The organism is Pseudomonas sp. NY15356, from assembly GCF_048068175.1.
Taxonomy (GTDB): Bacteria; Pseudomonadota; Gammaproteobacteria; order Pseudomonadales; family Pseudomonadaceae; genus Aquipseudomonas; species Aquipseudomonas putida_K.
The window spans coordinates 16,860-31,395 of sequence record NZ_JBLUPW010000023.1; the positions used below are offsets into that span (position 1 = coordinate 16,860).

General features: G+C 62.7%; 11 protein-coding genes. 1 reads left to right on the forward strand and 10 read right to left on the reverse strand.

The features are described from left to right. Positions 1-137: 137 nt before the first annotated feature. From ACNFCI_RS17650 to ACNFCI_RS17660, 3 genes are read right to left on the reverse strand one after another with little or no spacing between them, the layout of a single operon-like run. Positions 138-3,188, reverse strand: coding sequence for an efflux RND transporter permease subunit (locus ACNFCI_RS17650; protein ID WP_368829061.1), 3,051 nt, complete (start codon positions 3,186-3,188; stop codon positions 138-140). Then, positions 3,185-4,252 carry an efflux RND transporter periplasmic adaptor subunit gene (locus ACNFCI_RS17655; RefSeq protein ID WP_084856515.1) on the reverse strand — a complete coding sequence of 356 codons (1,068 nt, stop codon included), beginning with the start codon at positions 4,250-4,252 and terminating at the stop codon, positions 3,185-3,187. The genes ACNFCI_RS17650 and ACNFCI_RS17655 overlap by 4 nt, the downstream gene beginning before the upstream one ends. Continuing rightward, on the reverse strand, positions 4,249-5,337 hold the full coding sequence (locus ACNFCI_RS17660) for an efflux RND transporter periplasmic adaptor subunit (protein WP_084856517.1): 1,089 nt from the start codon (positions 5,335-5,337) through the stop codon (positions 4,249-4,251). The genes ACNFCI_RS17655 and ACNFCI_RS17660 overlap by 4 nt, the downstream gene beginning before the upstream one ends. A 265-nt stretch (positions 5,338-5,602) precedes the next feature. Here ACNFCI_RS17660 and ACNFCI_RS17665 point away from each other — a divergent pair, with 265 nt between their 5' ends. After that, positions 5,603-6,058, forward strand: coding sequence for an REP-associated tyrosine transposase (locus ACNFCI_RS17665; RefSeq protein ID WP_368829062.1), 456 nt, complete (start codon positions 5,603-5,605; stop codon positions 6,056-6,058). A 102-nt stretch (positions 6,059-6,160) separates the two neighbouring features. Here the strand turns inward: ACNFCI_RS17665 and ACNFCI_RS17670 are convergent, their stop codons facing one another. The 7 genes from ACNFCI_RS17670 to ACNFCI_RS17700 form a co-directional block, all read right to left on the reverse strand. Next, positions 6,161-7,054, reverse strand: a complete 894-nt coding sequence (locus tag ACNFCI_RS17670; protein WP_084856521.1) for an ABC transporter permease subunit — start codon at positions 7,052-7,054, stop codon at positions 6,161-6,163. Further along, the gene (locus ACNFCI_RS17675) at positions 7,051-7,971 is read right to left on the reverse strand and encodes an ABC transporter permease subunit (RefSeq protein ID WP_084856522.1); all 921 of its coding nucleotides are present in this window, start codon (positions 7,969-7,971) and stop codon (positions 7,051-7,053) included. Before ACNFCI_RS17675 ends, ACNFCI_RS17670 begins: the two co-directional genes overlap by 4 nt. Continuing rightward, the gene (locus tag ACNFCI_RS17680) at positions 7,968-9,110 is read right to left on the reverse strand and encodes an ABC transporter ATP-binding protein (RefSeq protein WP_084856524.1); all 1,143 of its coding nucleotides are present in this window, start codon (positions 9,108-9,110) and stop codon (positions 7,968-7,970) included. The genes ACNFCI_RS17675 and ACNFCI_RS17680 overlap by 4 nt, the downstream gene beginning before the upstream one ends. 73 nt (positions 9,111-9,183) lie before the next feature. Continuing rightward, complete coding sequence (locus ACNFCI_RS17685) at positions 9,184-10,278, reverse strand: polyamine ABC transporter substrate-binding protein (protein ID WP_084856526.1); 1,095 nt, start codon at positions 10,276-10,278, stop codon at positions 9,184-9,186. A gap of 162 nt (positions 10,279-10,440) precedes the next feature. Next, the gene (locus tag ACNFCI_RS17690; RefSeq protein WP_084856528.1) at positions 10,441-11,538 is read right to left on the reverse strand and encodes a polyamine ABC transporter substrate-binding protein; all 1,098 of its coding nucleotides are present in this window, start codon (positions 11,536-11,538) and stop codon (positions 10,441-10,443) included. 169 nt (positions 11,539-11,707) lie between these two features. Next, a complete protein-coding gene (locus tag ACNFCI_RS17695; RefSeq protein ID WP_084856530.1) occupies positions 11,708-13,069 on the reverse strand; it encodes an aspartate aminotransferase family protein in 1,362 nt (453 codons plus the stop codon). Between the two features lie 48 nt (positions 13,070-13,117). Beyond that, on the reverse strand, positions 13,118-14,476 hold the full coding sequence (locus ACNFCI_RS17700) for a glutamine synthetase family protein (RefSeq protein WP_084856531.1): 1,359 nt from the start codon (positions 14,474-14,476) through the stop codon (positions 13,118-13,120). Between the last annotated feature and the right edge of the window lie 60 nt (positions 14,477-14,536).

Below are 14,536 nucleotides of genomic sequence, written 5' to 3' on the forward strand. Positions count from 1 at the left end.
CCTTGCGCCGCGATGGGGCGCGAAGCGGCCCTGAAACCAGCTAACACGGTTCATCAGATATACCGAGCAAACTGGATTCAGGGCCGCTTCGCGCCCCATCGCGGCACAAGGCCGCTCCACAAGTGGGCGCGTTGTGGTCAGGCTTTTTCCGGCTCGCGGATCTTGTACCAGGCCACATACAGCGCCGGCAGGAACAGCAGCGTCAGCAGCGTTGCACTGATGATGCCGCCGATCATGGCGTAGGCCATCGGCCCCCAGAACACTTCCCGGGCGATCGGGATCATACCCAGGCTGGCCGCCGCGGCGGTGAGCAGGATCGGCCGGCGCCGGTGGTTGGTGGCCTCCACCACCGCATCCCAGGGCGAAAGGCCTTGCTCGCGGAATTCGTCGATCTGGGTGACCAGGATCACCGAGTTGCGGATGATGATGCCGGCCAGGGCGAGGATGCCGAGGATCGCCACGAAGCCCATGGGCGTACCCGTGGGCACCAAGGCCAGCACCACGCCGATCAACCCCAGCGGCGCCACACTGACCACCAGGAACAGCTTCTGCACGCTGTGCAGCTGGATCATCAGGAAGGTCGCCATGAGGAACAGCATCAGCGGGATGACCTTGGCGATCGGCCCCTGGGCCTTGCTGCTTTCCTCCACCGTACCGCCGGTGGCCACTTCATAGCCGGCCGGCAGCTGGCTGGCGAATTCGTCGATCTTCGGCTTGAGCTGGGCCACCAGGTCAGTGGGCTGGATGTCGCCGTTGACCGAGGCCTTGATGGTGATGGTCGGCTTGCGGTCGCGACGCCATACCAAGGGCTGTTCCAGTTCATACCGCACCGTGGCGAACGCCAGCAGCGGGATCGAGGTGCCGTTGGGGGTGAGGATCTGCAGGTTCTGCAAGGTGTCGGGCGAACCGCGCTCGCTGTCTTCGGCGCGGGCGACCACGTTGATCAGGTAGATGTTGTCGTTGACCTGGGTGACCGGCACACCGCTGACGATGCTGTTCATCACGTTGGCCACGTCCTCGGACGACAACCCCAGCTGGCGTGCCTTGTCCTGGGCGATCTCGACCCGCAGCACCTTACCTGGCTCGTTCCAGTCGTAGATCATCTCGCCGATATGCTCGTTGGCATCGAGTAGGGTCGCAAGCTCGATGGCATGCCGGCGCACCTGGTCGATGTCCTTGCCGCTGACCCGGTACTGGATCGGCCGGCCTACTGGCGGGCCCATCTCCAGCGACTGGACGTTGGTGCCGATACCAACGAAGTCCTCGCGCAGGCGCTTCTGCAGGCGCGCCATCAGTTCGCCCCGCTCGTCCAGGCCTTTGCTGACGATCACGAACTGGGCGTAGTAGGGGTTTTGCAACTGCTGGTCCAGCGGCAGGTAGAAGCGGATCGCGCCCTGGCCGATGTAGGTGCTCCAGCGCTCGATGGTCGGGTCGCCCTTGAGGGTCGCTTCGAAGCGGTCGACCACCTTGCGGGTTTCCTCGATCGAGGCGTTCTGCGGCAGGTTGAGGTCGACGAGGATCTCCGGGCGATCGGAGGACGGGAAGAACTGATTCTGCACGAAGCGCATGCAGAACACCGACAGCACGAACAACACGATGGTGCCGATCACGGTCAGCCAGCGGTTGCGCATGCACCACAACAGGCCATGCTCGAACGCCCGGCCCACACGCCCGGGCTCGGCCTCATGGGCCTTGAGCTTGTTGCTGTTGAGGATATGCACGCCCAGCACCGGGGCGAAGAACACCGCCACCACCCAGGACACCAGCAGCGCCACCGCGATCACCGCGAACAGGGTGTAGGTGTATTCGCCGGCGGAGCTGGCGTTGAGCCCGATTGGCACGAAGCCGGCCACGGTCACCAAGGTACCGGTCAGCATGGGGAAGGCCGTCGAGGTATAGGCGAAGGTCGCCGCCTGCTCCTTGCTCTCGCCCATCTCCAGGCGCGTGACCATCACTTCCACGGTGATCATCGCGTCATCCACCAGCAGGCCCAGGGCGATGATCAACGCCCCGAGGGAAATCCGCTGCATGGTGATGCCGCTGTACTCCATGAACACGAAGACCATGGCCAGCACCAGCGGGATGGAGCAGGCCACCACCAGGCCCGCGCGGACGCCTAGGCTGACGAAACTCACCGCCAGCACGATCACCACCGCCTCGAACAGGGCACTGGTGAAGCCGCCGACCGCCTGCTTGACCACCACCGCCTGGTCCGACACGGTGTGCACACCGATACCTACCGGCAGGTCGTTGATCACCCGGTCCATTCGCGCCTTGAGCCGCTGGCCGAACACCTGGATATTGCCACCTGCCTTCATACCGATGGCCAGGCCGATCGCGTCCTGCCCGTTGTAGCGGAACATCGGCGACGGTGGGTCGACATAGCCGCGCTCGATGTCGGCGATATCGGCCAGGCGGAAGAAGCGGTCGTTGATCCGCAAGTTGACGGTCTGAAGGTCTTTTTCCGAGGCGAACTGCCCGGTGGTGCGCACCGAGATGCGCTCGGGGCCGGCCTCGATGACCCCGGCCGGCGTCACGGCGTTCTGCGATTGCAGGGCCTGCATGACCTGGCGCTGGTCGATCCCCAGCGCCGCCAGCTTGCGGGTCGAGAAGTTCAGGTAGAGCACTTCGTCCTGGGTGCCGACCATTTCGATCTTGCCGATGTTGGGCACGTCACGGACCTCTGCCCGGGCCTGCTCCACGTAGTCGCGCAGTTGGCGCATGGTCAGGCCGTCGGCGGTAAAGGCATAGATCGAGCCGAACACGTCGCCGAACTCGTCGTTGAAACCTGGCCCCTGGATACCCGATGGGAACTGGCCGCGGATATCCTGGATCTTCTTGCGCACCTGGTACCAGATTTCGGGAATATCCTTGGCCTTGGTGGTGTCGCGCAGGTAGACATAGACCGTGGACTCGCCCGGGCGGGTATAGCTCTTGGTGTAGTCCAGCGAGTCGAGCTCCTCGAGCTTCTTCTCGATGCGGTCGGTGACCTGGTACAGCATCTCGTCCTGGGTCGCGCCAGGCCAACGGGTCTGGATCACCATGGTCTTGATGGTGAAGGACGGGTCTTCCTCTCGCCCAAGGTTGAAGTAGGAGAAGATGCCCATCAGCAGCCCGACGAACATCAGGTACCAGACGAAGGACTGATGCCTGAGCGCCCATTCCGACAGGTTGAAGCTTCCTTTCATTGCGCGTCCTCGTCGAATGCGACCTTCTGGCCGGGCTTGAGGCTGTTGACGCCAGCGGTGACCACACGCTCGCCCGGCTGCACGCCGGACGCCAGGACGATGCTGCTGGCGGTGCGCTCGATCAGGGTGACGTCACGGGTCGCCACGGTCTTCTGTTGCGGGTCGATCACCCATACCTGGGGCTTGCCGGCGCCTTCGAACAAGGCACTGAGCGGCAGCTCGCTGCGCGGGGACACGGCGGAGGTCAGGGTGACGCTGATCGCAGTCCCCAGGTGGAAGGCATCCGGGGTGTTGGCCAGCGTCAGCCGTGCACGCCGGGTACGGGTGGTGGCATCGGCCTGGGGCTCCAGCTCGCGCAGGGTGGCGGTGGTGTTGATGGCGGGGTCGAGTTGCGAGGCGACGGTGAAGGTCAGTGCCTTGCTGAGCTGCTCGGCCAGGGTGATCGGCAGGTCGATCACTGCTTCCTTGACGTCCGGCCGCGCCAGGGTGACCACGGCCTGGCCGGCGCTGACCGTCTGTCCGGCTTCGGCCTGCCAGGCGGTGACCACCGCAGCGTGGTCGGTGCGCAAGGTACTGTAGTCGAGCTGGTCACGGGCCTGGCTGACCGCCGAGCGGGCCTGCTCCAGGGCAGCACCGGTGGTCTTCAGGTCGGTCTGGGCGATGTCCAACTGCGCCTGGGCACCGACGCCGCGGTCGTAGAGCTGTTGCTGCCGGCGCGCATTGGCCTGGGCGTTGATCCACTGCGCCTGGACCCTGGCCAGGTCGCCTTCGGCGGCACGTAGCTGGTTCTGCTGGTCCGTCGGGTCGAGCGTGGCCAAAGTATCGCCCGGCTGCACCTGGGCACCTACGTCAACCCAGCGACGCGCGATGCGCCCTGACACACGAAAGCCCAGGGTGCTCTCGAAACGTGCCTGGATGCTGCCGGCAAAACGGCCCAGCTGGGATTGCACCTGCGGCTCGACCACCACCGACAGCACCGGCCGCACCGGCACGGGGGCTTCTTCATCACTGCTGCACGCAGCCAGCGATACGCCGGCGCACAGCATCAGCAGCAAGCGTTTCATGGTGCGGCTCCTCCGTCCTTGGCATCGACCTTTTCCACCTGCATGCCAGGGTGCAGCAGTTGGCCGCCGCTGACGACGACGGTTTCGCCGCCCTTGAGGCCATCGGCGACCACGATCTTGCCCGTGAGGTACCGCGAAACCTGGACCTTGCGCAGGTCCACCTTGTCGCCCTCGCCCACCACCCATACCGCCGGCTCATGCAGCGCCTTGGTCAGGGCCGACCAGGGCAGCTCGATGCTCGGCCGGCCCTGGGCATTGGCCGTGGCAGTCACCGGTGAGCCCAGCTGCATGCCCGGCGGTACGTTGCGCAAGGCCACCTTGACCTGCACCGTGCCGCTCTGGGCGGACACCGTCGGGGTGATTTCACGTACACGGCCTTCGGCCTTGACCTGGGGGTTGTCCAGCAGGCTCACGATCACGCCTTCGTCGCTGGGAGGTGCCACCAAGAGGGATTCGTAGACATTGAACACCGCATCGCGGTCGCCATCACGGGCCAGGCTGAAGATCGGCATGGTCGCCTGCACCACCTGGCCGACTTCGGCCTGGCGCGCGGTGATCACCCCATCGGCCTCGGACACCAGGGCCGTGTAGCTCAGTTGTTCGCGGGCATTGGCCAGCTGCGCCTGGGCAGCCTTGAGTGCACTCTGGCTGCTGCGCAGGGCCGCTTCAGCAGAATCATACTCGCTCTGGCTGGTATAGCCCTTGGGCAGCAGCTTCTGCTGACGTACGAAGGCGGCGCTGGCCTGGGTCACCCGGGCCTGCTCGGCGAACACCTCGGCCTTGGCCGAGTCGACGGTGTTCTGCAGGTCCTTGGGGTCCAAGCGCGCCAGCACCTGGTTGGCCTTGACGTGGTCACCCACATCGACACTGCGGGAAATGATCTTGCCGCCTACGCGGAACGACAGGTCAGTCTGGACCCGCGCCTGGACATCACCGGTGAGGGTGACCCGGGCGGCGAAATCGGTGGGTTGTACCTGCAGCACGCCGACCCTGGGCAACTCGGCGGCGGATTCTTCCTTGCCACAGCCCGACAGCATGGACAGCAGCCCCAGGCAAACGACCATCAGCGGACGCGCTACCGTCATGCAGGCTCCTTGCTTGTGCCAAATGGATTGAGGGACGCCAGTGAAGCGTAGATCAGGGTTTCACAACTGGCACTGACATGGATCCATCAAAACTTCGGCCTTCCGGATCTTCGCGGGTAAACCCGCTCCCACCGCGTTCGACCCTGTGGGAGCGGGTTTACCCGCGAAGGGCATCCGCTGTGATATCCAGAAACGATCAGCCGCCCAGAGAACGCCGATTCAAGCGCTAATGTTCAGCAAATAGTAAGTTTCAAGGAAGATCACAATGCCCTTGGCCAAATCCCACTTGCTGCGCCGTGGCCGCTTCTCGGAGCCTGGCAGGCTCTATCTGTTGACCACAAATACTCACCAGCGCGAACCGCTGTTTCAGGATTTTCGCCATGCTCGACTGGTCGTCCATTACCTACGTCAGGCAGAACAGGAACAAGCCTGCCGGTCATTGGCGTGGGTGGTGATGCCGGACCATCTACATTGGCTGATCGAGTTGAAGGCAGTGACGCTGAGCACATTGATGCGTAGGTTCAAATCTCGCTCCAGCCGTACATTGCACCAGGACGGGGTCAGGCAGGGGCCGATATGGCAGTGTGGATACCAAGACCGGGCACTGCGGCGGGAAGAGCATGTGATGGATGTAGCCAGGTATATCATTGCCAACCCTTTGCGGGCCGGGCTGGTCAGCAGAATCGGGGACTACCCGCACTGGGATACTGTCTGGTTTTGATTCGGTGCTAAAGCATTCGCGGGTAAACCCGCTCCCACAGACCCGCCACAAGCCTGGAAGCGTGGCGGGTCTGTGGGAGCGGGTTTATCCGCGAATGGCACATCAGGCGGACGCTGCGACCTGGGTCGGGCGCTGGACCTGCGACGACTGTACGTTGGCGGCGGCGCCTTCCTCGATCGCCTGCTGGATAGCGCGGCGACGGCGTTCTTCGGCGCGGCGGCTGAAGTACCAGATCAGGAAGGTCATCAGCGACACCGACAGCAGGATCAGGCTGGCCACGGCGTTGATCTCCGGCTTCACGCCCAGGCGTACGGCGGAGAACACTTCCATCGGCAAGGTGGTCGAGCCCGGGCCGGATACGAAGCTGGCCAGTACCAGGTCGTCCAGCGACAGGGCGAAGGACATCATGCCGCCCGCCGCCAGCGACGGCGCGATCATCGGGATGGTGATCAGGAAGAACACCTTCCACGGCTTGGCGCCCAGGTCCATGGCGGCCTCTTCGATCGACAGGTCCAGCTCGCGCAGGCGCGCCGACACCACCACCGCCACATAGGCAGCACAGAAAGTGGTATGGGCGATCCAGATGGTGACGATGCCGCGCTCCTGCGGCCAGCCGATCATCTGCGCCATGGCCACGAACAGCAGCAGCAGCGACAGACCGGTGATCACCTCGGGCATCACCAGCGGCGCGGTGACCAGGCCACCAAACAGCGTGCGGCCCTTGAAGCGGGTCACCCGGGTCAGCACGAAGGCTGCCAGGGTGCCCAGCGCCACGGCGGCGACCGCGGTATAGCAGGCGATCTCCAGCGAGCGCATCACCGAGCCCATCAACTGGGTGTTGTCGAGCAGGCCGACGTACCATTTCACCGACCAGCCGCCCCACACCGTCACCAGCTTCGAGGCGTTGAACGAATAGATCACCAGGATCAGCATCGGCAGGTAGATGAACAGCAAGCCGAGCACCAGCATCAGCTTGGAGAAACTGAAGCGCTTCATGCCCTGCCCTCCATTTCTTTGGCCTGGCTGCGGTTGAACAGCAGGATGGGCACGATCAGGATCGCCAGCATCACCACCGCCAGGGCGGATGCCACCGGCCAGTCACGGTTGTTGAAGAATTCCTGCCACAGCACCTTGCCGATCATCAGGGTCTCCGGGCCGCCGAGCAGTTCCGGGATCACGAACTCGCCCACCACCGGGATGAACACCAGCATGCAACCGGCGATGATGCCGTTCTTCGACAGCGGTACGGTGATCTTCCAGAAGCTGTTGAACGTGCTCGAACCCAGGTCGCTGGCCGCCTCGAGCAGGCTCGGGTCGTGCTTGACCAGGTTGGCGTACAGCGGAAGGATCATGAACGGCAGGTACGAATAGACCACGCCGATGTACACCGCCAGGTTGGTATTGAGGATCTGCAGGGGCTGGTCGATCAGGCCGGTCCACAACAGGAAGCCATTGAGCAGGCCGTTGTTGCTGAGGATGCCCATCCACGCATAGACGCGGATCAGGATCGCAGTCCAGGTAGGCATCATGATCAGCAGCAGCAGGACGGTTTGCGTCTCCTTGCGTGCGTTGGCGATGGCGTAGGCCATCGGGTAGCCGATCAGCAGGCACAGCAGGGTGCTGAAGAACGCCATCTTCAGCGAGCCGAGGTAGGCCGAGATGTACAGCTCGTCCTCGGTCAACAGGCCGTAGTTGGCCATGTTGAGCACCAGCTGGATCTTGTCCTCGACGTAGCTGTAGATCTCCGTGTAGGGCGGGATCGCCACGTCGGCTTCGGCGAAGCTGATCTTCAACACGATGAAGAACGGCAGCATGAAGAACAGGAACAGCCAGATGAACGGCACGCCGATCACCAGGTGGCGGCCCTCCGGGGTTACCTTGTTGAGCGCTCGCTTGAGCTTGCGGATGTTCATGAGCGCAGTACCACGCCGCTGTCGTCTTCCCACCATACGTACACGTCGTCACCCCAGGTCGGGCGGGTGCCCTGGCGCTCGGCGTTGGCGACGAACGACTGCACGACCTTGCCGCTGGGCAGCTCGACGTAGAACACCGAGTGGCCACCCAGGTAGGCGATGTCATGGACCTTGCCGCGCGACCAGTTGTGCTCGAAGTCTGGCTGCTGGGTGGTGACCAGCATCTTTTCCGGGCGCAATGCGTAGGTGATGTGCTTGTCCTCGACCGAGGTCGAAACACCATGGCCGACGTAGATCTTGCGCTCGAGCTCGGGCGAGGCGATCAGCGCATGGCCTTCGGCGTCATCGATCACCTCCGCCTCGAACAGATTGACGTTGCCGATGAACTCGCACACCAGGCGGCTGGTCGGGGTCTCGTAGATGTCCACCGGCGAGCCGATCTGGGCGATCCACCCCAGGTGCATGATGGCGATGCGCTCGGCCATGGTCATGGCCTCTTCCTGGTCGTGGGTCACCATCACGCAGGTCACACCCACGCGCTCGATGATTTCCACCAGCTCCAGTTGCATCTGCGAACGCAGCTTCTTGTCCAGGGCGCCCATCGGCTCGTCGAGCAGCAACAGCTTGGGGCGCTTGGCCAGGGAGCGGGCCAGGGCCACGCGCTGGCGCTGGCCGCCGGAGAGTTGGTGCGGCTTACGCTTGGCGTACTGAGTCATGTGCACCAGCTTGAGCATCTCGGCCACGCGGGCCTCGATCTCGGCCTTGGGCATCTTGTCCTGTTGCAGGCCGAAGGCGATGTTCTGCGCCACGGTCATGTGCGGGAACAGCGCGTAGGACTGGAACATCATGTTGATCGGCCGCTCGTAGGGCGGCATGTCGGTGATGTCGACGCCATCGAGGAAGATCCGCCCTTCGGTCGGACGCTCGAAGCCGGCCAGCATGCGCAGCAAGGTCGATTTGCCGGAGCCGGAGCCACCGAGCAGGGCGAAGATCTCGCCCTTGCGGATTTCCAGGGACACATCGTCCACGGCTACCGTTTCGTCGAACTTTTTCGTGACCCGGTCGATCTTGACCAGCACCTGCTTGGGTTGCTGGCCACCCTCGAGGGCTTTTTTATAGGCACCGGAGGCAACTGCCATGAGTGAAACTCCCAACAAGATTTTTTATGCCCGCACGTGCGGCTTTCGCAACCGGCGTGGCGGGTCTGGATAGTTACTTGCCCGACTTGACCTTGGTCCAGCTGCGGGTCATCAGACGTTGCACCTTGGGTGGCAACTCGGCATTGACGAACATCTTGTCCAGCACTTCCTGCGGTGGGTAAACCGCGGCGTCAGTCCTCACGGCCTGGTCCATCAGGTCGCCAGCCTTGGGGTTCGGGTTGGCGTAACCGACATAATCGCTGACCTGGGCGATGACCTCAGGTTTCAGCAGATAGTTGATGAAGGCGTGGGCCTCCTTGACGTTGTTGGCGTCCTTGGGGATCGCCAGCACGTCGAACCAGAGGTTGCCGCCCTCCTTGGGGATGGCGTAGGCCAGCTTCACACCCTTGCCGGCTTCTTCGGCACGGGCCTTGGCCTGGAACACATCGCCGGAGAAGCCGGCTGCGACGCAGATATCGCCGTTGGCAAGGTCGGAGATGTATTTCGAGGAATGGAAGTAGGTCACATAGGGACGTACGGCCTGCAGCTTCTGCTCGGCCTTCTGGTAGTCCTTGGCGTTGGTGCTGTTGGGGTCCAGGCCCATGTAGTTGAGCACCGCCGGCAGCATTTCGTCGGCCGAGTCGAGGAAGGCCACACCGCACTTGGAGAGCTTTTTCATGTTCTCGGGCTCGAACAGCACGGCCCAGGAATCGATCGTGTCGGTGCCCAAGGCGGCCTTGACCTTCTCGACGTTGTAGCCGATGCCGTTGGTACCCCACAGGTAGGGCACGGCGTACTGGTTGCCCGGATCGTTCTTCTCGAGGCGCTTCATCAGCGCAGGATCCAGGTTGGAATAATTGGGCAGCAGGCTGCGGTCGAGCTTCTGGAAAGCGCCCGCCTTGATCTGCTTGCCGAGGAAATGGTTGGACGGCACCACCACGTCATAGCCGGTGCGACCGGCCAGCAGCTTGCCTTCCAGGGTTTCGTTGGAATCGAAGACGTCGTACTTGGCCTCGATACCGGTTTCCTTGTGGAAATCGGCAAGGGTCGTCGGCCCGATGTAGTCCGACCAGTTGTAGATATGCACCGTCGGCGCTGCTTGGACGCCGAATGCCAGCGTCAGACCCGCTCCAGCCATCATGGCCTTGCGAAATAAGGAAATAGACAAGTGGGTGGTCCTCACGATCAGTGCCTCCAGGTGCCGGCGCGACGCCGCCGTACACGCAAAACCGGCGCGCAACTTACCTTCGCTGCATCGATGCCGCAAACTAAATTGCCTTGCATACCTTCTGCGCCGGGGGAGCCCGGCCCAGAAGGCTTCGAGACGGGCTTACTTGCCCGACTTGATCTTGGTCCAGCTGCGGGTGATCAAGCGCTGTGCGCTGGCTTCAGGTGCAGCGATCGCATATAGCTGCTTCTTCACGTCAGCAGGCGGATAGATGCTCGGGTCGCTGGTGATTTCCTTGTCCACGAACGGGGTGGCCGCCTTGTTGCCGTTCGGGAAGCGTACGGCGTTGGTGATTTCGGCCATGACTTCCGGCTGCATCAGGAAGTCCATGAACTTGTAGGCAGCGTCCTTGTGCTCGGCATCCTTAGGGATGGCGACCATGTCGTAGAAGGTACCGGCACCTTCCTTCGGAATGATGTAGTCGACCTTGACCTTGTCGCCTGCTTCGTGGGCGCGGGCCTTGGACTGCTCCAGATCGCCCGAGTAACCGACGGCCACGCAGATGTTGCCGTTGGCCATGTCGCCGATGTACTTGGACGAGTGGAAGTAGGTGATCGAAGGACGGATGCTCAGGAACAGTTCCTCGGCCTTCTTCAGGTCATCTTTCTTGGTGCTGTTGCTCGGCAGGCCGAGGTAGTGCAGCGCCGCCGGGATCATTTCGGTCGGGGCGTCGAGGAAGCTCACACCGCAGCTCTTGAGCTTGGCGATGTTCTCGGGCTTGAACACGGCATCCCACGAGTCGATCTTGTCCACGCCCAGCGCGGCCTTGACCTTCTCAGGGTTGTAGCCGATGCCGATGGAGCCCCACATGTACGGGAAGGCATGCTTGTTGCCCGGGTCGCTGGCATCGCCCACGGCCTTGAGCAGGTCTTCGTCCAGGTTCTTCCAGTTCGGCAACTTGGAACGGTCCAGTTCCTCGTAGACGCCCGCTTTGATCTGCTTGGCCAGGAAGTTGTTGGACGGCACGACCACGTCATAACCCGACTTGCCTGCCAGCAACTTGGCTTCCAGGGTTTCGTTGCTGTCGAAGACGTCGTACTTGACCTTGATGCCGCTTTGTTTCTCGAACTTGGCGATGGTGTCCGGTGCGATATAGTCCGACCAGTTGTAGACGTTCAATACCTTGTCTTCAGCCTGAACAGCGGTTGCCATGGCACCCATCAGGGCCGTGGCCAGCAACGTCTTGCCCATTTTCTTCATGCGAAATGCTCCAGAATTTATTATCAAGCCATCTGTTCAGCAGCCAAGATCCCACGGTACAGCGCTGGGCGACTGAAACAGTCGCTAGTCTGGCAAGTTACAAGGCGCTGTTTCAAGAAAAGCAGGGCCTTGTAACCGCTTAATGTCACATCGCTAGCCTAGCAAACGGCTAGCGCACCGCTTCATAGGTCAGGTCCAGGCACTTGCGCGCCTTTTCCACCAGTTCATCGATCTCGTCACGGCTGATCACCAAAGGTGGCGCGATGATCATGGTGTCGCCCACTGCACGCATCACCAGGCCGTTGTCGAAGCAATGCTGGCGGCAGATCATGCCAACGCCCTTGCCCTCGAAGCGGCTGCGGGTGGCCTTGTCCTTGACCAGCTCGATCGCGCCGAGCAGGCCCAGGCCGCGAACCTCGCCCACCAGCGGGTGATCCAGAAGCTCACGCAGACGCTTTTGCAAATAAGGTGCCGTGTCTGCCTTGGCGCGCTCGATGATTTTCTCGTCACGCAGGATGCGCAGGTTTTCCAGGCCCACGGCAGCCGCGACCGGGTGGCCGGAGTAGGTGAAGCCGTGGTTGAAGTCACCGCCTTCGGCGAGCACCTTGGCCACTTCGTCACGAACAATCACACCACCCATGGGGATGTAACCGGAGGTCAAGCCCTTGGCGATGGTCATCAGGTCGGGCTCGAGGCCGTAGTAGTCGGAGCCGAACCATTCGCCGGTGCGGCCGAAGCCGCAGATCACCTCGTCGGCGACGAACAGAATGTCGTACTTGGCGAGGATCTCCTTGATCTTCGGCCAGTAGGTGTCCGGCGGAATGATCACGCCACCTGCACCCTGGATCGGCTCGGCGATGAAGGCGGCGACGTTGTCCTCGCCGACTTCCAGGATCTTCTTCTCCAACTGCTCGGCGGCCCAGACGCCGAACTCGTCCGGCGTCATGTCGCCACCTTCACCGAACCAGTACGGCTGGGGAATATGCACGATGCCGGGGATCGGCAGGCCGCCCTGTTCGTGCATACCGCTCATGCCGCCGAGGCTGGCGCCGGCGACGGTGGAGCCATGGTAGCCATTGATGCGACCGATGATGGTCTGCTTGCCGGGCTTGCCCTTGAGCGCCCAGTAATGGCGCACCATACGCAGCACGGTGTCGTTGCCTTCGGAGCCGGAGCCGGTGAAGAACACATGGGTCATGCCCTTGGGCGCCACGTCGGTGATCGCTTTGGCCAGCTCCAGCGCCGGTGGGTGGGCGGTCTGGAAGAACAGGTTGTAGTACGGCAATTCACGCATCTGTTTTTCCGCCGCCTGCACCAGTTCCTCGCGACCATAGCCGACCGCCACGCACCACAGGCCCGCCATGCCGTCGAGGATCTTGTGCCCCTCGCTGTCCCACAAGTGCACGCCCTGGGCCTTGGTGATGATGCGCGGCCCTTTTTCCTTCAACTGCTTGTAGTCGCTGAAGGGTGCCAGGTGGTGCTCGCCGCTCAAGGTTTGCCATTCACGGGTTTGCGGGTTGTTGACGCTCATGGGCTTCTCCGTTATCCGACAGCCGCGCTCCAGCGGCCCCAGGGTTGATCAGACGGCAAACAGCAGGAACTCGCGTTCCCAGGAGCTGATTACCCGTTTGAAGTTCTCGTGTTCGGCACGCTTGGTGGCGACGTAGCCGGTGATGAATTTCTTGCCCAGGTACTGGTCCAGGGCGCGGCAGTTCTCCATCCGCTCGAGGGCATCCTCGATGGTCAGCGGCAGGCGCAGGTTGCGCCGCTCATAGCCGCGACCCTGGACCGGCGCGCTGGCGCCGATCCCCTCGACCATGCCGATGTAGCCGCACAGGAGGCTCGCGGCGATGGCCAGGTAGGGGTTGGCGTCGGCGCCTGGCAGGCGGTTCTCCACGCGGCGGTTCTGCGGGCCGGCATCCGGCACACGCAGACCTACGGTGCGGTTTTCCTCACCCCATTCGACGTTCACCGGTGCCGAGGTATCCGGCAGGAAGCGGCGGAACGAGTTGACGTTAGGGGCGAACAGCGGCAGCGCTTCGGGGATGAACTTCTGCAACCCACCGATGTGGTGCAGGAACAGTTCGCTCATGCTGCCGTCATCGTTGGAAAAGATGTTCTTGCCGGTAGCCACGTCGATCACGCTCTGGTGCAGGTGCATGGCGCTGCCCGGCTCGCCGGTCATGGGCTTGGCCATGAAGGTGGCGGCCACGTTGTGCTTGAGCGCTGCCTCGCGCATGGTGCGCTTGAACACCAGGATCTGGTCGGCCAGGTGCAGGGCGCTGCCGTGACGGAAGTTGATCTCCATCTGCGCCGTGCCGTCCTCGTGGATCAATGTATCCAGATCCAGCTGCTGCAGTTCGCACCAGTCGTAGACATCCTCGAACAATGGGTCGAATTCGTTGGCGGCCTCGATGGAGAACGACTGGCGACCGGTTTCCGGACGGCCGGAGCGGCCTACCGGCGGCTGCAACGGGAAGTCCGGGTCTTCGCTGCGCTTGGTCAGGTAGAACTCCATTTCCGGCGCGACGATCGGCTGCCAACCTTTGTCGGCATACAGCTTGAGGACCTTCTTGAGCACGTTGCGCGGCGACAGCTCGACCGGGTTGCCCTTCTTGTCGTAAGTGTCGTGGATCACCTGGGCGGTCGGCTCGATGGCCCACGGCACGAGGAACACCGCGTTCTCGTCGGGGCGGCAGATCATGTCGATGTCGGCCGGGTCGAGCAATTCGTAATAGATGTCGTCGTCGACATAGTCGCCGGTGACCGTCTGCAGCAGCACGCTCTCGGGCAGGCGCATGCCTTTTTCGGCGATGAACTTGTTGGTCGGCGAAATCTTGCCGCGGGTGATGCCGGTCAGGTCGCTGATCAGGCATTCCACTTCGGTGATCTTGTGCTCTTTCAACCAATCGGTGAGCTGGTCGAGGTTGTTACTCATAAATACCTCAGGAGGTAATGTGGCCCGGCTGATGAAGGTCGGGCGCCGCTGACGTCTGGC